This is a genomic window from Levilactobacillus fujinensis (assembly GCF_003946335.1).
In the GTDB taxonomy this organism is placed as follows: Bacteria; Bacillota; Bacilli; order Lactobacillales; family Lactobacillaceae; genus Levilactobacillus; species Levilactobacillus fujinensis.
This window is the reverse complement of sequence record NZ_RHNX01000019.1, coordinates 1-22,851: the sequence shown is the minus strand read 5'-3', so window position 1 is coordinate 22,851 and position 22,851 is coordinate 1. Positions and strand designations below refer to the sequence as shown.

The 22,851-nt window shown below is 48.8% G+C and carries 21 protein-coding genes; 13 read left to right on the top strand and 8 right to left on the bottom strand.

The window, feature by feature from the left end:
- Positions 1-2: 2 nt before the first annotated feature.
- Complete coding sequence (locus tag EKM89_RS08040; protein ID WP_125687436.1) at positions 3-1,025, bottom strand: aldose epimerase family protein; 1,023 nt, start codon at positions 1,023-1,025, stop codon at positions 3-5.
- Between the two features lie 676 nt (positions 1,026-1,701).
- Here EKM89_RS08040 and EKM89_RS08035 point away from each other — a divergent pair.
- The 3 genes from EKM89_RS08035 to EKM89_RS08025 are packed head-to-tail and all read left to right on the top strand — an operon-like array spanning position 1,702 to position 4,604.
- Complete coding sequence (locus EKM89_RS08035; protein WP_125687434.1) at positions 1,702-2,823, top strand: acyl-CoA dehydrogenase family protein; 1,122 nt, start codon at positions 1,702-1,704, stop codon at positions 2,821-2,823.
- A 10-nt stretch (positions 2,824-2,833) separates the two neighbouring features.
- Positions 2,834-3,625, top strand: coding sequence for an electron transfer flavoprotein subunit beta/FixA family protein (locus EKM89_RS08030; RefSeq protein ID WP_125687432.1), 792 nt, complete (start codon positions 2,834-2,836; stop codon positions 3,623-3,625).
- Positions 3,626-3,638: 13 nt separating this feature from the next.
- The gene (locus EKM89_RS08025) at positions 3,639-4,604 is read left to right on the top strand and encodes an electron transfer flavoprotein subunit alpha/FixB family protein (protein ID WP_125687430.1); all 966 of its coding nucleotides are present in this window, start codon (positions 3,639-3,641) and stop codon (positions 4,602-4,604) included.
- 286 nt (positions 4,605-4,890) lie between these two features.
- On the opposite strand, the gene EKM89_RS08020 is transcribed toward EKM89_RS08025, so the two are convergent.
- Both EKM89_RS08020 and EKM89_RS08015 read right to left on the bottom strand, forming a co-directional pair.
- The gene (locus EKM89_RS08020) at positions 4,891-6,609 is read right to left on the bottom strand and encodes a phosphoenolpyruvate carboxykinase (protein ID WP_125687428.1); all 1,719 of its coding nucleotides are present in this window, start codon (positions 6,607-6,609) and stop codon (positions 4,891-4,893) included.
- Between the two features lie 312 nt (positions 6,610-6,921).
- Positions 6,922-7,806, bottom strand: a complete 885-nt coding sequence (locus tag EKM89_RS08015) for a LysR family transcriptional regulator (RefSeq protein WP_164510549.1) — start codon at positions 7,804-7,806, stop codon at positions 6,922-6,924.
- 176 nt (positions 7,807-7,982) lie between these two features.
- Between EKM89_RS08015 and EKM89_RS08010 the strand changes: the two genes are divergently transcribed.
- The 4 genes from EKM89_RS08010 to EKM89_RS07995 all read left to right on the top strand — a co-directional run bounded on the left by EKM89_RS08010 (position 7,983) and on the right by EKM89_RS07995 (position 11,752).
- Positions 7,983-9,215 carry an MFS transporter gene (locus EKM89_RS08010; RefSeq protein WP_125687424.1) on the top strand — a complete coding sequence of 411 codons (1,233 nt, stop codon included), beginning with the start codon at positions 7,983-7,985 and terminating at the stop codon, positions 9,213-9,215.
- A gap of 136 nt (positions 9,216-9,351) precedes the next feature.
- On the top strand, positions 9,352-10,203 hold the full coding sequence (locus EKM89_RS08005; RefSeq protein WP_125687422.1) for a quinate/shikimate dehydrogenase: 852 nt from the start codon (positions 9,352-9,354) through the stop codon (positions 10,201-10,203).
- A 12-nt stretch (positions 10,204-10,215) separates the two neighbouring features.
- Positions 10,216-11,034: an SDR family NAD(P)-dependent oxidoreductase gene (locus EKM89_RS08000; protein ID WP_125687420.1), complete on the top strand. Its 819-nt coding sequence runs from the start codon at positions 10,216-10,218 to the stop codon at positions 11,032-11,034.
- 286 nt (positions 11,035-11,320) lie between these two features.
- Positions 11,321-11,752: an ASCH domain-containing protein gene (locus EKM89_RS07995; protein ID WP_125687418.1), complete on the top strand. Its 432-nt coding sequence runs from the start codon at positions 11,321-11,323 to the stop codon at positions 11,750-11,752.
- A gap of 283 nt (positions 11,753-12,035) precedes the next feature.
- On the opposite strand, the gene EKM89_RS07990 is transcribed toward EKM89_RS07995, so the two are convergent.
- Positions 12,036-13,445, bottom strand: a complete 1,410-nt coding sequence (locus tag EKM89_RS07990; RefSeq protein ID WP_125687416.1) for an MFS transporter — start codon at positions 13,443-13,445, stop codon at positions 12,036-12,038.
- Between the two features lie 207 nt (positions 13,446-13,652).
- Between EKM89_RS07990 and EKM89_RS14080 the strand changes: the two genes are divergently transcribed.
- From EKM89_RS14080 to ppsA, 4 genes are all read left to right on the top strand, one after another.
- Positions 13,653-13,826: a hypothetical protein gene (locus EKM89_RS14080; RefSeq protein ID WP_164510548.1), complete on the top strand. Its 174-nt coding sequence runs from the start codon at positions 13,653-13,655 to the stop codon at positions 13,824-13,826.
- Between the two features lie 308 nt (positions 13,827-14,134).
- On the top strand, positions 14,135-14,929 hold the full coding sequence (map, locus tag EKM89_RS07985; protein ID WP_125687414.1) for a type I methionyl aminopeptidase: 795 nt from the start codon (positions 14,135-14,137) through the stop codon (positions 14,927-14,929).
- Between the two features lie 18 nt (positions 14,930-14,947).
- Positions 14,948-15,667, top strand: coding sequence for a demethylmenaquinone methyltransferase (locus EKM89_RS07980; RefSeq protein ID WP_125687412.1), 720 nt, complete (start codon positions 14,948-14,950; stop codon positions 15,665-15,667).
- 472 nt (positions 15,668-16,139) lie between these two features.
- Complete coding sequence (gene ppsA / locus EKM89_RS07975; protein WP_125687410.1) at positions 16,140-18,545, top strand: phosphoenolpyruvate synthase; 2,406 nt, start codon at positions 16,140-16,142, stop codon at positions 18,543-18,545.
- Between the two features lie 289 nt (positions 18,546-18,834).
- On the opposite strand, the gene EKM89_RS07970 is transcribed toward ppsA, so the two are convergent.
- The gene (locus tag EKM89_RS07970) at positions 18,835-19,686 is read right to left on the bottom strand and encodes a helix-turn-helix transcriptional regulator (protein ID WP_125687408.1); all 852 of its coding nucleotides are present in this window, start codon (positions 19,684-19,686) and stop codon (positions 18,835-18,837) included.
- 59 nt (positions 19,687-19,745) lie between these two features.
- The gene (locus tag EKM89_RS07965) at positions 19,746-20,375 is read right to left on the bottom strand and encodes a DNA-3-methyladenine glycosylase (protein ID WP_125687406.1); all 630 of its coding nucleotides are present in this window, start codon (positions 20,373-20,375) and stop codon (positions 19,746-19,748) included.
- A 59-nt stretch (positions 20,376-20,434) separates the two neighbouring features.
- Between EKM89_RS07965 and EKM89_RS07960 the strand changes: the two genes are divergently transcribed.
- Positions 20,435-20,827 (top strand): DUF488 domain-containing protein, encoded by a 393-nt coding sequence (locus EKM89_RS07960; protein WP_125687404.1) that lies wholly within the window; start codon positions 20,435-20,437, stop codon positions 20,825-20,827.
- Here the strand turns inward: EKM89_RS07960 and EKM89_RS07955 are convergent.
- Both EKM89_RS07955 and EKM89_RS07950 read right to left on the bottom strand, forming a co-directional pair.
- A complete protein-coding gene (locus EKM89_RS07955; protein WP_125687402.1) occupies positions 20,781-21,458 on the bottom strand; it encodes an HAD-IA family hydrolase in 678 nt (225 codons plus the stop codon). The genes EKM89_RS07960 and EKM89_RS07955 overlap by 47 nt on opposite strands.
- A gap of 89 nt (positions 21,459-21,547) precedes the next feature.
- On the bottom strand, positions 21,548-22,021 hold the full coding sequence (locus tag EKM89_RS07950) for a universal stress protein (protein WP_125687400.1): 474 nt from the start codon (positions 22,019-22,021) through the stop codon (positions 21,548-21,550).
- Between the two features lie 377 nt (positions 22,022-22,398).
- On the opposite strand from EKM89_RS07950, the gene EKM89_RS07945 reads away from it, so the two are divergent.
- The coding region (locus tag EKM89_RS07945; RefSeq protein ID WP_164510547.1) for a transposase family protein at positions 22,399-22,851 on the top strand (453 nt) is incomplete at its 3' end.

The window sequence follows — 22,851 nt, the reverse complement described above, 5'->3', positions numbered from 1 at the left end:
TCTTACTTTCTAATGTACTGATAGCTAATTAAATGGGTGACGGGTTGGTTAGCCGGTAAAATCACGTCGCCAAAGTCCGTATGGTGAATGGCATCTGGTAATGTTTGGGCTTCCATGGCTAGTGCATTGTAGTCCCGTTGGTCAGCACGCTTTTCGTCCGTTGGGTTGGCTGTGAAGACAACTAGCCCGTTGCGGTCGGAATAAACTTGGACTTCGCGGTGGCCGGTAGTGTCCCCAATCGTGGCAATTGGGGTGTCCTTGCTAGGCTCCACAACAAAGGCATCATCATATTCGACTTGCCCCGTTCGGTGTAATTGGTCTAAGCCATCTTTGATCGTCCGTGGTTTGCTGAAATCATAACCGGTAGTCGCAGTGGCGGCCATTTCACCGGTTGGAATCTTGGCTTGGTCTAAGACCAAACGCTTGTCGCCACTCAGCTTCAACCACTGATCATCCAGACTATGTTGGTCATCGGTGACGTTAAAGTAGGTGTGGACTGTTGGGTTGAACAGGGTGGTAGCATCACTCTGTGCGTCAAAGGTAATGTCTAGCCGGTTTTCCTCGGTCAACGTGTAAGTGACCGTCGTCTTGAGGTTACCCGGATACTTGTCATCGGCAGTTGTGGCCGTATGAGTCAGCACAACACTTGCGGTATCAGCGGTCTGTGTCGTCGTGGCGGCCCAATTGACGAAGGTAAACCCATGTGGCCCACCATGACTAGCATTTGGTTCTTCGTTAGCATCCAAATGAATCGTTCGGCCATCCAGATCAAATTGCGCACCGGCGATTCGGCCAGCAACTCGGCCTAACGTTTGGCATAAGTAATAGGGGTTGTGATCGTAATCAGCTAGATTAGGTAAGTTCACAATCAATTGACGACGTTGACCATCTTCATCGACACTAAATTCTTGTAGCGTCGCGCCCCAGGTCAAAATGGCGACCCGTGTCCCTTGTTGATTGGTCAATAAGTATTTGGTAACTTCTTGCTGGTGCAACATCCCAGCAGCGCTTGTGGTAATTTCCATAAAAAATGGCACCTCCAAATTAAAAGAATCCGGTTTCATTGTATAATACTCCGCTGGTAAGTACCAATTTTTTACTAAAATTTTCTGATTGCTAAGATTCAGTCATTACCGCTTTGTCTCTGTGGCCCAAAATTCGTAACCAAATTCACCCGTTTTAGTCAGCGTGCACAAACTAATTTTCTGTTTAGGCCGCGTAAATCACCAAAATTTCTCGCCAATCACGCACAAATTATAAACAAAATTGTGCCTCCGGAAAATCTTCTCGTAGAAATCATCCTTTTTAAGCAGACATTTAGGATTGCCTTTATATCAAGGACTATCGCCTACTTTTTTTGAATAACAACGTCATCAGTTAAAGCCAAATATATTATTTTAGAATCGTATTTATTCTTGCTAAGAATATCTAATATTCTAATAACTGAAATATGCACTGGACTTATCACGTGATTATTAGCTATACTTACGCCACATCGTTCAGTGATGAACAATGAAGTGGGTGTCGGCTTGTCACCTTATGGTAAAGGCTACTATCCAGAGATTATAAACGCAATTCACTCACGTTACGTCGTTATCGGCTGGCTGGACGACCCTTGACTTTAAATCTCCGGGCGCAGTTCTTGCCAACCTACGACGACCCACACCACAATTAAATCGTTTGATAAGGAGGAACTTCACTATGCCAGTCACAACACTTGCCGCAGAAAAGCTTTTGTTACAAATGGTTGATGATTACACTGCCCGGGAGATTGCTCCCCAGGACATGCCGATGGACGCCGCCGGGGATTTTCCCGCAGGCTTCATCCAAAAGCTCACAGATACTGGTTTCTTGGGCCTCATGTTACCCCAGAAATTCGGTGGTGCCGGTTTCGGCCCCGAGGTCACGGCAACGGCCCTAAATCACATTGCTCAGGGAAACGCCAGTACGGCTGTGACCCTCGAAGGTCATTTCAAGACCATCGACCAGATTTTAAAATTCGGGACACCCGCCTTACAACAGCAATTACTACCCTCGGCTAACGATCGCATCTTCGCCTTTTCCATGACCGAAGCCAGCGGCGGATCGAATCCCATGGGCATCAGCTCGACTGCGACCCGCGAAGGCGATCACTGGATCATCACCGGCGACAAGATCATGATCACGAACGGTGGGCTTGCCCAAGTCTACTGTGTGCTAGTCAAGACTGCGCCTAAGGAGCTCTCCGTCTTTGTTGTGGATCAAGACATGCCCGGTTTTTCATTTGGTAAGCGTGAAGACTTTATCGGCCTTCGAGGCACCCCAGTCGGCGAAATCGTCATGGACCACATAGTCGTGGACGACGATCATTTACTGGGAAAACTCGGCGATGGTGGCAAAATTGGCGACTCGGCGCATGATGATGCCCGCATCCTGATGGGGGCCGTGCTGACCGGCATCATGGAACACGACTTAAAAATCGCAACGGACTATGCCAAGGAACGCAAAGCTGGCGACAAACCACTGACCGAGCTCCAGGTCACCCACCGCAAGGTCGCCGACATTGCCATGCGTAAGGAAACAACGAAGTTACTCTACCAACGGGCCGCCCAGCTCAAGGCTGCTGGTCAACCGTACAGTGAAGAAGCCGCCATGGCAAAAGCCCACGGTTCGCGCTCCGCCGTTAGTGCCGGCGATGATACCCTACAAATTTTGGCCGGTTACGGTTACAGTCGCGAGTATCCCGTTGAGCACTTGATTCGCGACGCACGGGCCATGGAAATTGCCGAAGGAACCGTCGAGAAAATGCGGTCCGCCATTGCCAACGCTGAATTCAGTAAATAGGAGGTTTCCCATGAAAATCGTGGTTTGTATCAAACAAGTTCCCGAAACAAACGATGTCACCATCGACCCGGTCACCCATAATCTGGACCGCCGTGGCCTGGCGGGGGTCATGAATCCATTTGATAAAAATGCCGTTGAACAGGCCCTCCAATTGAAGGACGCCAACAACGATGCCGAAGTCGTGCTCCTTAGCATGGGACCCGACGACTACGCAGAATCCCTGCGCGAGGGCATGGCGATGGGCGCCGACGCCGGTGTCTTGTTGTCCGACCGCGCATTTGCCGGTGCCGACACCTTAGCGACCGGTTACGTGATTGCGCAAGCCGTTAAGCAAATCGGAGCCGTCGACCTGGTTTTATTTGGTCGTCAAGCCGTCGATGCCGATACGGGTCAGGTCGGTCCCATCGTCGCCGAATTCTTACACCAGCCACAGATCACTTACGCCGCTAGCTTACGCCTAAGTGGTCCGAACGAAGTCACGGCCGAACGGCTACTGGAAGACACCAAGCAGACGCTCGTGGCGACCTTGCCCGCCGTAGTCAGTGTTCGCAGTGAATTAAACACGCCTCGCTACCCAACGCCACGTAACATTCAGTTGAGCTTTGCCAAACCCCTGACTGTTTGGCATCACGACGACCTTGACCTCGACGATTCTCGTTTAGGCCAAGCCGGATCACCAACCATTGTGACTAAGGTCTATGCGCCAGAACCCGTTAAAAGGGAACTGACACCGCTGACCGGAACGCCAACCGAAGCTGCCAGTCAGTTGATCAAGGCCCTGAAGCACCGTCAACTCATCTAAGGAGGAATCTGCCATGTCAAAACCAGAACTTTGGGTCATTGCGGAACGCCGCTTAGACCACGTTGAACCCACGACCCAACAATTAATTACAAAAGCCAAAAGCCTAGCCAGTAACCAATTTAAAGTCGTGACAATTTTGTTGGAAGCCACGACCGATCATTTGGAAAACGAACTCACGGCTTACGGCCCCGACGAGATTCGCATCGTCCGTGACGACCGCTTTCCAACGGCAACCGACGCCGAACATGCCGACGCCCTGAAACAACTGGTAGACGCTTACCAGCCCAACTCGATTTTATTTGGTGCAACCATCACTGGCCGTTCTATCGCCCCGCGACTCCAAGCCAAGCTACAAACCGGCTTGACCGCCGACTGTCTGGACCTGCGTTTCGACGATGAAACCTTGGTCGCCACCAAGCCCTCTTACGGCGACAACATTATGTGCGAAATCATTTGCCCAGACCACCGGCCACAAATGGCAAGCGTACGGCCCAATACCTTTGTTGCCACGCCAGCGACCGGTGATGCCACCATCACAACGACTACGGTCACTTTCCACCCCGTCGATCGGCTCAAGGTGACGACGGCGCGACCGGTTGTTAACACGGCCACCACGGTCGGTGATGCCAGCCGCGTTGTCGCCCTAGGTCGGGGCGCTGCCAGCGATGCTAGCATTGATACCGCCACTAAATTAGCCGAAAAGCTTGGCGGTCGCATCGGGGTCTCACGGCCATTGACCGACCAGGACCGTTTCACCCACGACGACCAGATTGGTCAGAGTGGCAACACGATTCATCCCGAGCTGATTTTAAACTTCGGCATCAGTGGCGCCGTCCAGTATTTGGTTGGCATGCAGGACTCACAGACCATCGTGGCCGTTAACGCCGATCCCCACGCGCCAATCTTCGACGTAGCGGATTATGGCTACGTGGGGGATGCACAAGCCTTCATGGCTGCCCTCCTCGCGCAGTTTAACTAAGATTATATATAAAAACGTAGACATTATCTGATTTCTAACAGATAGTATCTACGTTTTTTTCGTTCGATTATAGGATATCACTGCGCTTTAATCTGACAACAAAATATCATTAAAAAAGCGACATTAGCCAATCGTATAGACCGCAAGCACGTGTTTGCCTCGGACCAACTACTAAATAACCGGTAAAACGCTGACTGAACGTCATTACCCAATTTTAATCTCCGCATCGTTATGACAACAGTCAAAACTTTCAATCTCAGTTCGCTATAAATCTACAGGCTTTGTTTTACAGCGCCAACAGTTCCACCAACAACTCCCGAGCCGACGCATTCAACTTATCTTGGGATTTGTCGTTGCCGAGGTGCGTGTAGATTTCGCCGACATAAACGTTGTCTTTGAATAAACGGTCAAAGACGGCGTCAATAATTGGTTGCGTTGCGGCTTGTTCTTGAACTGGGCCAAACGGATTGGCAAAGAATGTGGTACTCATTCCTACTTCATCAGTAGTCCCCAGTGCCTTACGTTTGCCCGCAACAAAGGTAGCTTCCGCTGACTGCTGGTCCGCGAACCGGTGCACGCCGACCGCATCATCGTAGTTGTTCGCGTAGACCCACATATCGATCTCGTGATGGGCCACGACCCGTGGCCAGGTGTTGGCCGGAATGATGACCCGCGCGTTCTGCTGCTCGGGATTCATGTAAATACCACGGTCCATGTTGTTAAAGGCCACTTCACTGCTCAGGTCATCGAGGCGGACAAAGGCCCCAGTCTCGGTTCCCTGCGCATATAATTTGCCATCGGCCAGGGTAAAGCTGCCCATGTCATCAAAGATGGTTTCGATGTTGGCAATTTGCTCGTCGGCCACCGTTTGTAAGGCCTCGATGGATTCAGATTTACCAGCACCGGAATCACCAAAGAATACAACGGTCTTGGTCTGACCATTCGTAAACGTAATTTTGACCATCGAACCGTGAATTGGCAGCCGCTTCTCGGCAATCATGTGCAGGTTGTGTAACGTCAGACACATCTTCTTCATGTAGCCAAAGTAGGTCGTCTGATCATTGTACGGTACCTGACCGACATACAGTTGATTCTGTTCGTCATAGAAGTAGTGACCATTTTCAGGTTGGTCATCGCCAGCAACTCCCGGTGTCCCAAACAGCAGGACCAGGTCAGGCTTCTTTCCCACAATTTGGTCGCGGTCGGCCAATTGGAATAGGTTGGCGAGGGCCAATCCGGATGCCAAATAGTCGCGATGGAAGTAAATATAGGCCAAACTTTCCCCAATCAAGGCCGGGTAGCAGTACCAGTCGTCATTGGTACCCGTGAAGTTTTCAATTGGATTGACTGCCGTTGCCGTGAAATGCCCCTTTCGCTTGTTACTCTTGGTGTGCAACATCATTGGTGGCCGCAACATCAGGCGACTTATGAAACGAATATTTTTCAGTGCTTCATACCCGGCAGGCACTGGCCAAGCGACCTTTTGTAGCAAGACACAGGCCGTGGAGCCAGCGTTGACTTGTCGATAAACGTGGTTGGCGTGCCCCTGTAATTTTTCTTCGATCGTCCGGTACAGCCGAATGACTAAGTCGTTAAATTGTTGATCAATCATCATAAATTCGCTCGCCATTACGTCATTTTGCTTAATAGTCATCGTGGCGACCCGTAAATAGGTCCGATAATAGGAATAAAGATCCTCAATGCTTGCTAAAATCTCCACTGGCTGAAATTGCTCGTACGCGTCTGTCCGGTCAGTCAAAACGGCTTTGATGGTCGTTAAATACTCTGCCGGGGTGACCAGATTAAAGGTCGTTGCTGGATCGGCATCGGCCGGCGTCTTGGCGCGCTGCTCAGTCAAGAAGAGCTGAACGAACCGCGCCAACTCATCGCTGTTGACCAGATCAAAAATACTCGTCATAAAGTGTTCATTATAGTTCAAAACGGCGACGCTACGGTCCGGGTTGGCATAAAAAGAAGCCAAGTCGATTGGTGCTGGTGTTTGCATGGGAAAACCCCTTTCAAATTTGTTTGGTTCAAAAATCAATTTCAAAATTGGTGGTGGCAGCTACTGAATCTCGATACCAGTACGTGGATTCCCGGCTGGTTGAATAGAAAATCAAGTTTAAAGATTCGGAATTTCCGAGGTCTCAAGTTGTGTTCGCACCTTTCCTACCACAACTGGCAGCTGGTACTAAGCTGTCTAATTTTAGTCTCGGGATCGTTGTGACAACGGTCATGATGGGTGGTTGAGCGCTTTCAACTTCAGGTAACTTATCCGCTATTTTAGCGTACTTAGGAGCTGGTGGGAAGCAACTTCTTACTTTTCCTGCTGGCTGAACAGGTGAAATAACTGACGAAGGTATTCGTGCTGCGGGTTGTCTGCCTGATACATGGCGTAAATGACCCGCAAGTCCTCCGGTGCAGCCACCGGAATTTTTACTAAATTAAAGGCTTCCAAGTACAGCGTATCCGCTACCAATCCCACTGCTGAAGAGGCTTGAACCATCCCCGCAATTGAGATTTCATCAGGATAGGCGGCCGTCAGATCGAGCTTGTCAGCCACGCCTTGGCGCTTTAACGTTCGCTGGACCTTTTGCCCAATCAATAGTTCTGGCGTATAAGTCAAGACCTGCTGCCCCAACAGGTCGGTCAGCTGTAATTGGTGGCGCTTAGCCAACAGGTGGTCGGGGGCCACGATAACGATGAATGGTTGTTTGAGCAAGGGGTGGTACAAGTATCCTGGTTTCCGACCGTCCACAGCTGCGATTCCCAAATCAAATGTCTTGGCCGCCAGTCCTGCCTGAATCCGTTCGGTCGTCACACTGTGTAGCTCAAAACTCACTTGGCGCGTGTGTTCCTGTTCGAATTGGTGCAGAATCTTCGGTAAATATGTCCCAATAACGGTCGGAATACAACCAACTCGAATGGTAATTGGCTGTTGTGAATTCTCTGCAATCACGGCAGCCACACCATCGTCCAGTATCCGTAAACTTTTTTGCACGACCTTCAGGAGCTGACTGCCTGTGTCAGTTAGCACAATGTTACGGCCCTGCTTGACAAATAATGTTAATTGGAGCTCCCCTTCCAAACGATGAATAGCGTTGGTTAAACTCGGCTGACTTACGTGTAGCTCTTGGGCCGCCTGTGTATAGTTCTCTAAGCGGCCAATGCACGCAAAGTAACGTAATTGGTTTAAATTCATCTGTATCCCTCTGTTCTTCGCTTCACAATCCATAGCCTCAGACTATGGATTGCTCACGAATCGGTATTGGTATTTCCCTTGATTCCAGCCTACCATAAAAGGCGTAAGGAAGCGCTTCTAAATTCAAGCTCAGTTATTCACTTGCTTTCAAATTCTACTTAAGGCGGTGTTTTAGCATGGATGCTACGCAAACGACACATATTTCTGGTCACCGACGGCTCATCTTCACGGCGGCCTTCATCATCATCTTCTGTTGTTCGGCTTCGGCAGCCTTCTCCGTTTTTGCCGACACCTTGGTCAAAGCAACCAGCGCTACGGCCTCTCAGGTCGCCTTGACCCTGACCATCTATCAATTCTTTATGGCCGCATTTGGCATTATTTCCGGTCGAATCATCGACCATTCCTCACCCAAAAAGTTAATGTATGTCGGTGGCTTTATCTTCGGTCTCGGCTGGTTCTTAGGGGCCTTCGCCCACAACATTTGGTTCCTGTATTTCTCCATTGGGATTTTAGCTGGTAGTGGAAATGGACTGTTGTACAACCCTTCCCTACTGACCACGTTAAAATGGTTCCCAGAAAAGCGCGGAACGATTTCCGGCTTGCTCCTTGGAGCCGCTTCTCTCGGGCCGCTGGTCTTAGCCAAGGCTGGTGCTTGGCTATGTGCTACGATGGGCGCCAATGGGCTGATGCCAATTGGTATTGCCTACCTAGCCTTGATCTGGTTGGTCGGTTGGCTGATGGCTTCACCGGAAACGCCTGCAGCGGCCCAGAATCATCCAGCACCTGCAGCAACCGGAAAATCGCCTAAGGAAATGATGGGCTCCCTCAATTTCTGGCTGTTGCTCTTACTTTTCGCAATTGCCTGCACAGCCGGCATCATGTTGATTGGGTCGCTGTCCTCCATCGCACAAGTTCAACTGCAATTGACGCCCATCGTGGCCGCAAACTTTGTCGTGGTCAACACCTTAGCCAACTTCTTTGGTCGGATGATCACGGGTCGCGCCGTTGATAAGCTGGGAGAGACCCCGACGTTACTCATCATTCTCTGCCTCACCATCATTGGTCTGGCGGGCTTACGCTTTGCCGAAAATGTCGCCGTCTTCACGCTCTTCTTAATCATCCTCGGCGCTTCATTTGGCGGTGTGTTGGTCGTCTTCCCAACCTTAACGGGTAAGACGTTCGGCCAAAGGTTCTCCGGAACCAACTACGGCATCATGTTCTTCGGCTACGCGATTGGGGCCTTGATCGGACCACAAATCGCAACACTATCCATGAGTCAATCTGCCGGGACCCACGCCTACTATGGCTCTTACTTGGTAGCCATTGGTGTCGCGATCGTCGGTATTCTGATCGACCTGTACCTGATTCACCAAGGCATCGGGAAACACACTGTTCCTGAAACCAACTAGCTTACCTTAACTAAGGATTGAAAGTTTCAAACCACCTATTGTGGCTGTTGTAACACCGATACTGAGACTAGAGCTAGACGACCTAGCACAACAATGCAATTTTTACACAAGAAAAACTAATTTGGAGGTCATTATTATGGAAATTGATGGACATACGCGTTTAGTTGGCTTGATCGCACATCCTGCGGGTCACTCCAAGTCACCGGCCATGCACAACGCGGCGTTTGCCAAGACCGACATTAACGCACGTTTCTTGGCCTTCGACGTGGACCCCGATCAGCTGCCGGATGCCATCAACGCCATGCGTGCATTTAAAATGCTTGGTGCCAGTGTCTCCATGCCCTTTAAGCAAGCCGTGATCCCATTGTTAGACCATCTTGACAAGACGGCTGAACTCGTTGGCGCCGTCAACACCGTGGTCAATCACAATGGCGAACTGACCGGCTACACCACCGATGGCATTGGTTTCGTCGAATCATTGAAAGATGATAGCGTCAGCCTGACTGGACAAACCATGACACTGGCTGGTGTCGGCGGTGCTGGGACGCCAATCGCGATTCAAGCCGCCCTTTCCGGACTAAAGACACTCAACGTCTTTAACATCAACGATCCATCCGTTAAGAACGCTAAGCATATCGTCCAGGTCATCAACCAGCAGACCAACTGCCACGCCACCTTTTATCCGTTAGAAGACCGTGACCAATTCAAACAGTCTATTGGTGAAAGCGATATTTACACCGACGCCACTGGTCTGGGGATGGGCAACCTGATCGATAAGGCCCTGGTAGAAGACCCAACCTGGTTTCACCCGGATATGACGGTCTTCGACACCGTCTACGCACCAACTGTGACTAAACTCATGGGCGTTGCGCAACAAGCCAACGTCGCCCATGTCATCAACGGTCAAGGCATGTTGCTTAACCAAGGTGCCGCAGCCTTTAAGTTGTGGACCGGAAAAGACATGCCGCTCAAACAATTAAACCTTTAGGAGGAATTCACAATGACAGAATGGTTAGGACTAGAAGATAAAGTTTGCGTCGTCACCGGTGCGGTAGGCGGCATGGGTACCAAGATCTGTGAAGCATTGGCCGAACAAAAAGCCACCGTGGTTGCTCTCGATATGGACCAAACGAAGACGGCTGAACTGGTCACCAAATTGATCAATGATGACCATATTGCCGGGCTCGCCGTCAACTGTGATGTGACCAAGGAAACCAGCGTTCAGCGCGCCGTCGACCAAGTGAAAGACACCTTTGGTCACGTCGACGTGGTCATTAATACTGCCGGAATTTTGAAATTTGATCCCCTGGAAGATCTCGACTACGCCACTTGGAAACAGGTCTTGGACGTTAACTTAAACGGCTACTACTTGGTCACCCACGAATTTGGTAAACTCATGATCGAACAGAAACACGGCACCTTCGTTCACATTTCCACAGTGGCTAGTGACATCCCCGAAACTTACAGTGGCGCGTACAGTACCAGCAAAGCCGGCGTCAACATGCTATCCAAGCAGGTTGCTGCAGAATGGGGCATGTTCGGCATCCGGAGCAACGTCCTCGAGCCTTGCCTGGTCAAAACGCCAATGTCAGCTGCCTTTTACGCCGACCCGAAAGTTGAGACCGGTCGTAAACAATTGACTGCCAGCAAGCGTATTGGGACGACCGACGATATCGCCAATGCCATCCTCTTCCTAGCCAGCGACCGCTCCAGCTACATCAACGCGGCCGGCATCGCCATTGACGGTGGCTTCAGCGTCATGATGCAAAACCAGATTCCAAAGCCAGGTGGCCGCCGCGGTTTTGCGGAAACCCACTAAGCAGAATCAAGTGCGCCGAGAGGTCGATAGATAGGGGTTCAGACGCGTCGTTTCTACGCAGTCGGTGGGTGACTTCCCTATTGCCTTAGTCACCAGCCAAGCTTGTAAGCTCAGCATTTTCAAAGTCTCAAGTTGTGCTAGTGGGTTTTCAGCCCTTAGAAAACCCACTAGCATTCAAAATGCCAATTCGCCTCATGTGGGCCAGTTGGTATTTTTTGTGGCTGGTTTTCCACCTCTAGTTAGCGTAAGGTTGAACACAATATAGCAACTCAAGGAGGAAACTCACATGACAGTTGAAGAATTTTGGCAGCAGTTTAAGGCGACTCATCCCGATGTAACCACCAATATGTATGACGCCTATGCTTTTTTTGACGCTGATACACTTGCTCATCTGGTCAAAATCGGTCGTAAGACGGCCACCACTTCTGCCCTAGACCTCTACGATGTAAACGATGCTCGACCTCAAGTTGGCGAATACAGTATTGTTTTGGACGGTCAGGACCAGCCCGTCTGTGTCACACAGACCAAGGTGGTGGAGACGGTTCCTTTCGACCTAGTCTCAACCGAACATGCTTACCACGAAGGCGAAGGTGATCGCACCCTTGCTTACTGGCGGGACGTCCATCGCAAGGTTTTTAAATCTTTTTATCAGCAGATGGGTCGTGAATTTAACGAACAGATTCCTTGCCTCTGCGAAGTATTTGAGCGCGTTGATTAACCCAAAGGGGACCCGTTTAGCTGTCAAATAATTGACGGTTAAACGGATCCCTTTTGTTCTGTGACTAAAGAACACTAACTTATTCACGTTTCCTTTGTGACAGCAGAAATTATCACCCCGAAATTAGTAAAAGTGGTCATCCTCCGACTGCCAGGGATTCTGCTTGCTGCGAAAAACGCCTTCAGCCAAAGGACGGACTTCCGGCTCACCTGAAAATGATAAAAATCAGACGTTTCTCAGGTCGCCGATCACACACCGAAGACGCCCCAGAAGACGTAACCGACTAAACCTTGGTCTTGCGACCATCGCGGAGAAGCGCGGCAAAGATCCACCCCACTACCGCCACTGCCAAAAACGTTGCAAAGACCGCTCGGTAACCAGCTAGATTCGCCATCGCTGTAGACTCCACCTTCACATGGCTAGCCGTAACGGCGGCTAAAATTAGTGTTGCCACCGCAACCCCGGTTGACCCCAAAATTTGGCGCACGGTTGTAATGACCGCCGTGCCGTGCGAGATCAGTTGATCGGGTAGCGAGTTAGCTCCTAACGTGACGGCAGGCATCATGACAAAGGCATTGCCCCCTTCAATCAAAGCCGCAATCAGAATCATAGCGATCAAGGACTGCTTGCCGCTAACCACCGTCAACCACAACCAACCGACTACGATCATCGACATCCCCGTCAACATGGTCGCCTTGAACCCAATTTTATCGGCCAACTTTCCCGTCAATGGGTTCAACAGGCTCAAGAATACCGCACCGGGAACCAGCGCCATGCCGGAAGCAAATGGTGAGATGCCCAGGACTTCTTGATAGTAAAGTGGAAAAACAATTGTGACAACTATCAGGGCAATATACGATGTCCCGGTCAACAAGACGGCCAAATCGAAGTTAAACGTCTTCAAGACTCGCAAGTCCAATAGTGGCGCATCCACTTGGAACTGTCGCCAAACGAAGAAGACTACCGCTAGCAGGCTAACGACCAATAGGCCACCCATGGCACCCCAGTTGACCGCTGCCTTACCAATTTGATTGACCACGTACAGAATGCCGATGAAGCCTAAACTACTGAAGACGGACCAGTAATCCAAATGTGCCTTGTGTTGCGGCATCACGTCCTTAATCGTCTTCAATGAAATGAAGAAGACAACCGTAATGATCAGCATGAAGACCACGAACAGACCCTGCCATGTGGTGTATTTTAAAACAATTCCAGAAATAATCGGACCGACTGCTAACGCCGATCCCATAACTAAGCCAGCAAAACCCATCACACTGCCCCGCTGTGCTTCTGGCGTGATCCGCAGCATAACCGTTTGATAAGAAGGAAACATGATCCCGACTGCCATGGCTTCCATGACTCGCCCCAACATCATCAGGGGAAAGCTAGTCGCCAAGTAAATAATGAAAGTCCCAACATCAAATAATGCAAGCACACTGATAAATAATACCGGAAAGCGTATGTTGTTCAGCAGCCAGGGACTGACTGGCATCATAACCACCATGACCAACATGAATCCCGTCGTCAACCACTGAACGGTCGATGCAGGAATATTGAAATAGTGCATCAAAGTCGGGTACGCCGTCGACAGTGCCGATTGACTGATCGACATGGTAAAGGTCCCGGCTAGTAACGTCCAAATAAAGCCAAGGTGACTGTATGGCCGCCCATTTAAATCAATTGCTTCTTGCATGTAACTCCCACTCCCTTAGGCCTACTTTAGAAACATTATTAACTAGAATCTATTCTAGTCCTTTTCGAAAGTCCTGTAAAATGATTGGGGCATTATCGCCTTATGCAATCAAGTTACTTCTCTGTAAATCTCTGGTACAATGGTACTAATTGCCAGTTGGTAACCTTACCAACTCCAGCGGACTACGCAAGGAATTGAGGGTAAAACATGGATTTAGTCGCATATTTAACGGATGAAATCAATTTTCTAAAGGAACAAATGGATCGGGCCGAGGAAGAAAAGGACAACGCCATGCATTTCTTGTGTGACGCACGAATCACCGAAGCCAAACGAATCTTAGATCAAGTCAATGACGGTAAAATCACCAGTCTGAAGGCTTAACAACTCGGGCGCTGTGGAGCAAATCTACGGGGCCTATTCTATTACAATTGGCGACGAGACGAGTCTGCTGAAAAAAATGACGAGTTAGTCCAACTAAAAATGTTCGGTGGCCAAGTTGGTGACAGTCTGGTGTGGCGTCCAGTGTCGATGTTCTTAGTCCGGATGAGTCTTGCCGAGATGAGAACACGGGACAAAATATCTGACTGCCGCAGACGCCCTCACTAAACATTTTTAACTGACACGAGTCGCCGAAATGCCAGAATTGGTGTAAATTAGAAGAGTACGATAATTTTAGAGGAGGCAACACGTTGATTACACTTAAATCAGATCGTGAAATTGAAAAAATGGCTGCATCCGGTGCCGTTCTGGCCGGTGTGCACGTTGGCTTACGGGACATTATCAAACCCGGAATCTCAACTTGGGAAATCGAACGCTTTGCCAATAAATATATTGCTGAACATGGCGCTACCCCATCCGAAAAGGGCTTTGAAGGTTATAAATACGCTACTTGTGTCAGCGTTAACAATGAAGTGGCCCACGCCATTCCCCGTAAGGAATTGTTACTAAAGGAAGGCGACATTGTCGCTGTCGACATGACTGTTAACTTAGACGGTTTTGAAAGTGACTCTTGCTGGAACTATGCCGTTGGTAAAATCAGTCCAGAAGCGCAACACTTGATGGATGTTACCAAGAAGTCCCTCTACTTGGGAATCGACCAAGCCGTCGTTGGTAACCGGATCGGTGATATTGGCCACGCCATCCAAGCCTACACAGAAGGTCAAGAACACATGGGCGATGTCCGTGAATTGATTGGTCATGGGATTCAACCAACCATGCACGAACAACCTAACGTTCCTAACTATGGCGAAGCGGGTCGTGGCTTGCGTTTACGCGCTGGCATGACCATCACCATCGAACCCATGATCAACCTGGGTACTTGGGAAATTGCTTCACGGGAAACCGACGACAAGTCTTGGGAATACTACGTCACGGCTGATGGGTCACTGTCTGCACAATATGAACACACCTTAGTCATCACCGACGACGGTCCAAAGATCTTAACGTCACAAGATCCCGACATCGACGCTAAATACTTGCTCTAATCTAGGAGGCTTCACGGCATGGCACTGACGAATCATACCTCGGAGGACAAGGTGCAACAGATTTTTGACCATATTGCCCCCCAATATGACCAAATGAATAGCGTAATCAGTTTGGGCACCCACCGCATCTGGCGAAAAAACGTGATGCAGGCAATGACCATCAATCCTGGCGATTTCGCACTGGACCTCTGTTGCGGCACGGGCGATTGGACGTTAGCTTTGGCCAATGCCGTTGGTCCTGCGGGTCACGTGGTCGGTCTGGACTTTAGCGAAGTCATGTTAACACAGGCCACAGCTAAAGTACGGGCAGCAAAACGCGAGGACCGCATCACACTACGTCAGGGAGACGCTATGCAGTTGCCCTACCCAGACAATAGCTTTAACGTGGTAACGATTGGCTTTGGCCTGCGCAACGTTCCTGACGCCAACCAAGTTCTACGAGAAATGACGCGCGTCGTCAAACCCGGCGGCCAAGTGGTCTGCTTGGAAACGTCGCAACCAACAAATCCCATCGTGCATGCCGGTTGGCAGCTATACTTCGGCCACTTAGTCCCCTTAATGGGCCGTGTAGTGGCACATCATTACCAAGCCTACAACTACCTTCAGCAATCTACACACCATTTTGTGTCGGTCGATGAACTGGCCGCGATGTTTCGTGAGGCTGGCTTAGTCAAGGTCCACTATACCCCGTTCAACCTGGGGGCAGCGGCTGTACACTTCGGGACGAAGCCTTACTAAAACAGTAGTTGTCATGGTTAATCAGTAATCCAATACGAGCTAAGCCAAAGGAGTTCTCATTCCGCAACCAATGACGTTGCGGCGTGAGAACTCCTTTGGCTTGGCGACTTTCAGGCGAGCCGGAAGCCCGTTCTTTGACTGGCGGCATCCCCCGTAGGCGGAATCCCTGGCAGCGGCAGTACGGCCATTGTCCCTAATTTAACGGTGACAATTCCTACGGTCAGAAGAATGAGGTGAACATCTTAGCTTTCAATCTTTAGTATCTTATTAAAACGTACGCTAAAGGGCCGTCATCACTACCCTAGCAACTCACTGACTGCCTTTACAAAATACTCTAGAATCATCTTTAATCCAAATTTTATAAAAACAATATTGAACTTTATTCACAAGTAGCTTACAATTGAGCCATAGCTGAAAGCGCTATCATAACTTTTTCGTTCTTCTCTTTCGCAAGTAAAAGGAGGCAATTTTTATGAGTACACGTGACATAGCAAACGTTTTATGGTTCAATGAATTGCATCGTGAAGATGTTAATCTGGTTGGTGGTAAATCTTCTTCATTAGGAGAAATGACTTCTTCAATGGATTTACCAGTCCCTTATGGGTTTGCCACTACGGCAAGTGCATACCGGTATTTCATGCAGGCAACTGGCTTGAATGACCAAGTTAGCACATTACTTAACGGCATCAAGGACTACGAGAATTCCGATGAGCTTCACAAAGCATGTACACAGATTCGGGATTTGATCGTTGGCGCTAAGATGCCAAATGATTTGGCCGCGGACATTAAGAAGGCCTACGCAGATTTATCAAAAAAGATGGGGCAAGAGAATCCATTCGTTGCGATTCGTTCTTCCGCCACCGCTGAGGACCTGCCAGATGCATCATTTGCCGGTCAGCAAGAATCCTATCTAAATATTAAAGGCGCAGATGATGTAGTTGACCGTGTTCAAAGATGCTACTCATCACTGTTCACCGACCGTGCTACCTACTATCGTTACAAGCAACAGTTCCCATATGAAAAAGTTGCCTTATCAGCGGCTGTTCAAATGATGGTCTTCTCAAAGGCCTCAGGTATCATGTTCTCAGTTGATGTTTCCAACGGTGATGATTCCAAGATTGTTATCGACGGCATTCGTGGCTTGGGTGAATATATTGTCTTGGGTAAAGTCACCCCCAACCACTTTGTCATTGATAAGAAATCATTGAAGATTATCGACAAGAATGTTGTTAAACAAACCATTCAGTTAATGAGAGGCCCTGATGGTGGTACTGTAGAAAAAGCGGTTCCTGAAGAGTTACAGGACAAACAAGTGATTACCGATGAACAAGTAACTGAATTAGCCGGCTATGCTAAGAAGATCGAAGAGCATTACGGTTGCTATATGGATATGGAATATGCTCTGGACGTCAACACCAATCGTCTTTGGATCGTACAAGCACGTCCAGAAACATTCTGGTCACAAAAGAAAAAGGGAACCGATTCAGACACTGATACTGGAGATGATAACGTGGTTGCAGAATCAGATGCTAAAGCTGTTGTCCGTGGCTTACCAGCAAGTCCTGGTGTAGCTAGTGGTGTCGTTCACGTCATCGACGATCCTAAGGATATTGATCAATTCAAGAAGGGTGAAATCCTTGTGACGTTAATGACTTCCCCTGACTGGGTTCCAGCTATGAAGAAGGCTGCCGCAATCGTTACGAATAACGGTGGTATGACTTGTCACGCTGCCATTGTATCTCGTGAAATGCAGATTCCATGTATCGTTGGTACTGGTAGTAAAGGCACCGCCGCAACCGATGCCATGAAAGATGGCGATATCGTAACCGTTGATGCCAAAAACGGTATTGTCTACAATGGTAAAGTTGAAGCGCTGCTTAAGAAACCAGGTTCGGCAAATCAAGCCGGCGGACAAGTCGTTGCCGCAGAAACATTTGCGCCAACCGCAACCGGTGTCATGATGAACCTCGGTGATCCCGATTTGGCTGATAAGTATTCAACCCTGCCAGCGGATGGAATTGGGTTGATGCGTGAAGAATTCATCTGGACATCATTTATTCACGAACACCCACTATACCTGATCGAACAAGGCCATCCAGAAAAAGTGGTCGACATGTTGGCTGAAGGTGTTTCTAAAGTTGCTCGTGCGATGGCACCAAGACCTGTTGTTCTTCGTCTTTCAGACTTTAAGTCAAGCGAATATCGTAACCTTAAGGGTGGCGAAAAGTTTGAACCACATGAACCAGCTGACTTGTTAGGTTGGCGTGGTGCTTCCCGTTACTACGATCCTAAATACATTGAGGCCTTCAAGCTTGAATTGGAAGCGGTTAAGAAAGTCCGTAACGACTTTGGGTTGAAGAACTTAAACGTTATGATTCCATTCGTTCGTAAAGTTGAAGAAGCTCAAAAGATCACTGAAATCATGAAGAACCAAGGATTAGTCAGAAGTGCAGACTTCAAAGTTTACATGATGGCTGAAATTCCTTCGAATATTATCTTGGCTGACAAATTCAATGAATTCGTCGATGGCTACTCAATTGGCTCCAACGACTTAACCATGTTGCTTCTTGGTTGTGACCGGAACAATGATACTGTTTCACCATTGTTTGACGAGCGTAATCTTGCCGTTAAACGTGCTATTCGTCACTTGATCAAGACAGCACACAAGGACGGGCGGACAGTTTCAATCTGTGGCCAAGCACCTTCGGAATTCCCAGACTTCACTAACTTCTTAATTCAAAGTGGGATTGATTATGTCTCTGTTAATCCAGATATGGTCAAAGAAACTAAGCGTAACGTTGCTCACTTTGAACAAAGAATTATGTTGGATAAGGCCACAGGTAATGGGTTACAAGATCCAACCGATTACGAATGGTAATCAGCTGTTAGCTTAAAATTAATAAAGACACCCTCCTCTAAATGATTTACCAAAAACTAGAAAGCTTGGACCGGTTTCTCTGGCCGCAAGCTTTCTAGTTTTTTTGACCGCAATTTGAACGAGAAGCTCGAAGCTCAGGCTGAAACGTTCTCACAACGGGCGAAACTCCTGGCAACCGAAGCGCAATCAATTTACACTAATTTAATCGCAATCGTGCTCCCAAACGAAGCGCCTTCAATCGCGTCCTTTCCCATTCGAACATTCCACAAACCATTCATGGGTGTTGCCATTAATCTAAAGAAAAACGCGCAATCTGCTGCAACAATTTCTGGTTATCATTCAATCGCGCAAAGGCCGCCGCATCCTGTAGATCCTGCCGAATAGCAACGGGGTCAGCGTGCTGTTCCCGGCGATTGATTGCCCGTTGGTAGAGAATTCGGGCTAGATAGTAGGTCACGTGGTACTGCGCACAGATTTTAACGCCGTACGTCAGCAGCTCATTACTGGTGCCCAAATCATGGGTTTTCCCATAGAAACAACCGGTATAGTAGACCACATTCAAGGCCCGCCAGATGTTATGCCGATTCTTAAAACTCAGTTCGCGTGCTTCACCAGCAACCTTGTTGAAGTAAAATGCCGCGCGGTCGTTGTCACCATGATTGCTGTAAGCAATTCCCATCCCAGTGTAAGCTAACGTCGCGTACATCGAGTGATGCCCCTCATCAAAACGATTTAAAATTTGCGAAAAATCATAGAGGGCGTCCGCAATCGTCCCACCGTTGAGTGCCGTCAAATAGCCGCGAATAAAGTAAAACCGCATTTGAAAATTAACCGTCCCATTCGCCGGATCTCCCAGCTGTTTCAAGCTAGCTTTAACTTGGTCATACTCCCCTTGCAACAGTTGAAACTCAGCCTGTTCCAGCGTCTTTGAGCGCACAGAATCCTCATCATGATTCAATGGAAAGAGGTCGTTTAAGGTCAGTTCCAACCGGTCACAGAGTTGTAGTAAAATTTTTAATGACGGCACCTTGCCGTTACGTTCGAATTTGCTTAAAGTCGCCTGCGTACAGATTCCCCGGGCCAGCTGGTCCTGCGACAAATGGAGTCGCTTTCGCGTTTCGATAAAGATATCAACATTCATTTAAATTAGCCATCCCTTAAACGTTATGCGCTTATTATAACAATCCAAATGACTGACGACTAGTCCTGCCAGCCATGACTTTCGCGATCCCAGTCGCGCTTCCGACTGCCAGAAACAAAGGGATTACCCGTCACCGTGTATCGTAGGGGCCGATCCTGCCAACTCCCGGCACTCACACCCACTCGCGACGTCGCTTCAATGTGCTTGGGCTGTCGGGTCACATCGGCTGTAATCGTCAATTGATTGGCTCCCAACATGGTTCGATTTAAATCCTTTGATTGAATGCCCAGCGCCGCCATCAGCTTTCCTGGCCCATTCGTCACAGCTGGAACTGGCTTGTCACGATTTTGCTGCATCAGGTCCAATCCCTGGTGCGGTTCGATGCCGCGAATCAAGATTCCTTGCGGCGTTCCCTCAGGTTGCGTTGCCACATCAAACATATAGTAGCCCCGTAAAATGTAAATATAAATTGTGCCCGGTGCATCATATAGCGCCGCGTTAGCCGCCGTATAGCGCCCATTGAATGCATGTGCCGCCGTATCCTGTTCACCGAGATAGGCTTCGGCTTCAACGATCCACCCGCTCATGATACCCGCTGGTGTTGTGTAAACCAACTCGTGCCCCAATAACTCCCGTGCAATTTGTTCCGTTGGCCGACCCGTATAGAAATCACCGATCGTATTCTGCATGATTAAAACGCCTCCTCTCAAACGGCTATGCTAAAATGAACCCATGGAGATGATTTTTTATGGCAATTAAATGCGAACGAATTTACACGAAACCTGCTGATCTCACTGGTTATCGTGTCCTGGTCGACCGCCTGTGGCCCCGTGGCATTTCTAAAGTAAACGCGCAACTCGCCACTTGGGAAAAAGAAATCGGTCCGACGACCGACCTGCGAAAATGGTTTAACCACGAACCCGAAAAGTTTCCTGAGTTCCAGCAACGCTACTTGGACGAATTACAGGCTAATCCAGCCCTCTCAGACTTCTTAGACCTGCTGGTGGGCCAATTACCCGACCAAGACGTTATCTTGCTCTACGGCGCTAAGGACGAGACTCACAACCAAGCTGTGGTTCTCAAACAGTTTCTACTCAAACGGTTGGCAGACCGAGTACCCGCTGCACGGCTGCAAGACTGAGGTCAGCGGTCGTTGACAACATGCCATCCGCACCAGGTAACTGCTTGACATTGATACCAATCGTCAGGCACCCGGCGGCCTTGGCCGCTTGAACGCCGGTCACGGTATCCTCTAAGGCCACACACCGTTGTGGGGATTGATCAATCAATTTAGCTGCTGCGAGATACACATCTGGTGCTGGTTTGCTGGCGGACAGGTCCGCCGCTGCAACAATCTTAGTGAAAACCGGACGCAATCCCAATCTTTCAATTTCGGCTGGCGCATTCGTTGAAGCTGAGGCGAGTGCCAACGGATAGTTGGCCACCTGCAACTCATCAAGAAAAGCCGTGATGCCTGGCAACCGGTTCGCCGGCGTCATTTGCGCGACGAACTGACGGTAAAGCTCATTTTCATGATCTGTAACGGCTAGTAATTGGTCCTCATCGAACTCTGCTTGCCGGTTCACAGAAGCCAGAATCGTTATTAGCGAATCGCGACGACTCATCCCGGGGAGCATCTGCGTTAATTTTGTCGTCCAGGGAATCTTCAGCTCCACCGCAATTGCTTGCCAAGACGCCAAATGATACTGCCAGGAGTCCGCAATGACGCCATGCAGATCAAATAAAAATCCTCGAATTAGACCAGCTTGCATCGTCAGCTTCTCCCCTTTCCGTGAATATTTTAGTAAGATATATTATACACCAAAAGGGCCCCCGCCTAAATCGCGAGGGCTCCTTTTGTTTAACGAATCACAATAACTGAAACGTCTGACTTCTTAGCCAGGCGTAACCCGATGGCACCGGGATGACCATGGCTAGCGAAGTCAACATCGGCCCCACAAACTACAAGGTCCGGTTGAAAATCCGGGATAATCTTCTGTAAAACCACGTCGTCCACATCGCCACCTTCGGCAATAATGGACCGAACATCGTCGACACCAAAGGCTTTAGCCTTCGTAGCGTACTCCTGAACAATGTTCCGTAAGTGTTCACGCTTTTCATTTAATTTCGTGGGCATTAAAGATTCATAGATACTAATATCATCACTTTCCAGGACGGACGCAATGCCCAGATGCGCCTGGTAATCACGTGCCATAGTCAGTGCAAAACGAAACGCCCGACTAGTCGATGGTCGGTCATCTTCATCGATGGTAATCAAAATTCGCCGGAAAAACAACGGATTGGTTGCTTCGTCATTGGTACTTTCATCTGCCATAAATATAATTCCCTCCAATGGATGAGTCGGCTTCATTGTATCATACCTAAACTAAAAATCGTACTGTCTGTGAATCGCAAAATTAATGACGATTAGGGACGAATCCAGCTGTGGTCCTGGTTTGGGTTAGGAGCCTTGCCCGGACTACACCTTAGTCAACTTTGAAGACGTGCGATTCGCAGCTTTGAATCGCGCGAGAAACCCATTTCTGCCGGCCAACAAGGCGATGCCTGAACGACGTTACCCAATTTTAACGGTTCTATGATATTTGGTGTTGATAGAGAAATCTGTCGACGCCATTTTCTGTATAATAAAAGGGGCACACTGCCCCACATCAACATCGTCGACCAAAACTAATTGAAAGTGAGAATGACAATATGTCCCAAGAACAGTTTACAAGAAATCTCCTACAGATTAAAGACCAAAATATTACTAATTTCAGAGTCCAGGATAGTTCGCCTGATGCTTTGCGTATTTATGCCGATCTTTCCTATACCATCAGTGTTTGCCCACGTTGTGGCAAACATGAAATCGTTAAGAACGGATGTAAAACCGCTAGCATTAGAATTCCTAACATAAGTGAACGGACGGCGTTATTGATCTTACGTAAACAACGTTTTTTGTGTAAGGCATGTGGACACACCCAGATTGCCCAAACACCAATTGTGGAGAAGCAACATCAAATCTCTCAAAACATTCAACATGGTATCATTCAACAGTTAACTTCAGATCGAACAATGTCCAGCATCGCCACCCAATACAACGTCTCAACCAATACAGTTAGTCGCCAGCTAATCGCACTTGGACACCAAACCAAGTCCGCTTACAAT

Bases quoted from the DNA above. Each gene is read 5' to 3' on its own strand.
- EKM89_RS08020 (WP_125687428.1), bottom strand. From the start codon at position 6,609: ATGCAAACACCAGCACCAATCGACTTGGCTTCTTTTTATGCCAACCCG.
- EKM89_RS07995 (WP_125687418.1), top strand. From the start codon at position 11,321: ATGACAGTTGAAGAATTTTGGCAGCAGTTTAAGGCGACTCATCCCGAT.
- EKM89_RS08000 (WP_125687420.1), top strand. From the start codon at position 10,216: ATGACAGAATGGTTAGGACTAGAAGATAAAGTTTGCGTCGTCACCGGT.
- EKM89_RS07960 (WP_125687404.1), top strand. From the start codon at position 20,435: ATGGCAATTAAATGCGAACGAATTTACACGAAACCTGCTGATCTCACT.
- EKM89_RS07965 (WP_125687406.1), bottom strand. From the start codon at position 20,375: ATGCAGAATACGATCGGTGATTTCTATACGGGTCGGCCAACGGAACAA.
- EKM89_RS07950 (WP_125687400.1), bottom strand. From the start codon at position 22,021: ATGGCAGATGAAAGTACCAATGACGAAGCAACCAATCCGTTGTTTTTC.
- EKM89_RS08015 (WP_164510549.1), bottom strand. From the start codon at position 7,806: ATGAATTTAAACCAATTACGTTACTTTGCGTGCATTGGCCGCTTAGAG.
- EKM89_RS07955 (WP_125687402.1), bottom strand. From the start codon at position 21,458: ATGCAAGCTGGTCTAATTCGAGGATTTTTATTTGATCTGCATGGCGTC.
- EKM89_RS08035 (WP_125687434.1), top strand. From the start codon at position 1,702: ATGCCAGTCACAACACTTGCCGCAGAAAAGCTTTTGTTACAAATGGTT.
- EKM89_RS14080 (WP_164510548.1), top strand. From the start codon at position 13,653: ATGGATTTAGTCGCATATTTAACGGATGAAATCAATTTTCTAAAGGAA.
- EKM89_RS08025 (WP_125687430.1), top strand. From the start codon at position 3,639: ATGTCAAAACCAGAACTTTGGGTCATTGCGGAACGCCGCTTAGACCAC.
- EKM89_RS07990 (WP_125687416.1), bottom strand. From the start codon at position 13,445: ATGCAAGAAGCAATTGATTTAAATGGGCGGCCATACAGTCACCTTGGC.
- EKM89_RS08040 (WP_125687436.1), bottom strand. From the start codon at position 1,025: ATGGAAATTACCACAAGCGCTGCTGGGATGTTGCACCAGCAAGAAGTT.
- EKM89_RS08010 (WP_125687424.1), top strand. From the start codon at position 7,983: ATGGATGCTACGCAAACGACACATATTTCTGGTCACCGACGGCTCATC.
- EKM89_RS07980 (WP_125687412.1), top strand. From the start codon at position 14,948: ATGGCACTGACGAATCATACCTCGGAGGACAAGGTGCAACAGATTTTT.
- EKM89_RS07970 (WP_125687408.1), bottom strand. From the start codon at position 19,686: ATGAATGTTGATATCTTTATCGAAACGCGAAAGCGACTCCATTTGTCG.
- EKM89_RS08030 (WP_125687432.1), top strand. From the start codon at position 2,834: ATGAAAATCGTGGTTTGTATCAAACAAGTTCCCGAAACAAACGATGTC.
- ppsA (WP_125687410.1), top strand. From the start codon at position 16,140: ATGAGTACACGTGACATAGCAAACGTTTTATGGTTCAATGAATTGCAT.
- EKM89_RS08005 (WP_125687422.1), top strand. From the start codon at position 9,352: ATGGAAATTGATGGACATACGCGTTTAGTTGGCTTGATCGCACATCCT.